General features: G+C 63.9%; 2 protein-coding genes. Both read left to right on the top strand.

Annotated elements, in window-relative coordinates; translation table 11 throughout:
- On the top strand, positions 1 to 233 hold a 233-nt coding region (locus A1351_RS26190; protein WP_157096259.1), incomplete at its 5' end, for a M23 family metallopeptidase.
- 68 nt (positions 234 to 301) lie between these two features.
- Positions 302 to 1220 (top strand): hypothetical protein (locus A1351_RS10915; protein WP_157096258.1); only part of this gene is annotated, 919 nt, incomplete at its 3' end.

Here is a 1220-nt window from a genome sequence, read left to right as displayed (position 1 = left end):
CCTATGCGCATCTCGACAGGGCCGACGTTGCGGCCGGGCAGTGCGTTTTTCGCGGCCAAGCCATTGGCGCTATGGGGCAAACGGGCGTCACCACGGGTGTGCGTCTGCACTTCGAGCTCCGTGAGGCGATCGACCGACGCCGCTCCTGCCGCCGGAGCCTTGATCAGCGGGACTTTCCTCGCTTTACCGTTCTGACTCCCGACATGAGCGCGGCGCGCCAGAGCGTTCCATGATCTTTCCCAAAACTCCACAGGAGGTTACTCTGCGGCGCCCGAGGCGGCGCAGGAGACGAACCGTGCGGATGCCGACATTGCACCTGAAGTGGCGAGCGTTTCAGGCGTTCGTCGATGATGTCAGCAGCGGCAAATCGATCGCGGAATCAAAGCTTTTCCCGGAGCTGGCCGACCCTGACGGCGATCCCGATCGAAGCACGAAGGCGGATAGCAAATTCGCCAAGCGGCTCCGCGGCGACGTCGGGCTGGAGGCGGAATTCAGCGACGCGCTCGTCGATCATATGAACCATCAGATCTCGGGACTGCGAAAGCGCAAGGGCGTCGCGGGCAGTTTTCCCTTGCTGACGCCGTCCGACCTCGAGCTTTCGACATTCGGCTTTGCGGCGCGGCTGCTCGAGCTATGGCCCGGCGCCGACGCCTATACGCTCGAGCGGATGCACAAGAGCCTGTTGGAGGGGCTGCGGGCGCCGCCTTCGGACGAGGGGACCGCCGTCCCGGTCGTGGACCGTTTCGACATGACGAGAAGCTTCGGCCCAGACGTTTTGCCGTCGGGTGGACAAGGCCCGCTCGTTTTCGAGGTCGGCAGGCACAAAGGCCAGGTCGCAGTCCTCGGAGAAACGAAAACGCCCTTGGCGGCTTTCACGGTCTTCGTTCGCGACCCCGCGCCGGTCGGCAAGCATCTTTGGGAGCTCGCATGGGGCGAAGCCGTGTTGTGGCTGCCGGCTCCATCACGCCCGTCGCTGGACGGCGACCGCCTGCTCCTGATGTCCAGCCCGCAGCCCGTCCAGCCCAAACCCGGCCGCTTCACAGTGACGACCGCGCTGGTTTGGTCGGGGGAAGCATTGGACGAACTGGATCCTCGATCCAAATCCATACGCCCCGACGAAAACGAGACCGCACAGTTCCTCACCAAATTGGGTCGGTTTCACAAATATCGCCGCCATAAATGGGCCGGCGCGGTCACGACGCTGAGCGCGGAATATTTGG

The sequence above is a fragment of the Methylosinus sp. R-45379 genome, assembly GCF_001644125.1.
Taxonomy (GTDB): domain Bacteria; phylum Pseudomonadota; class Alphaproteobacteria; order Rhizobiales; family Beijerinckiaceae; genus Methylosinus.
This window is presented reverse-complemented; position numbering and strand designations above follow the sequence as displayed.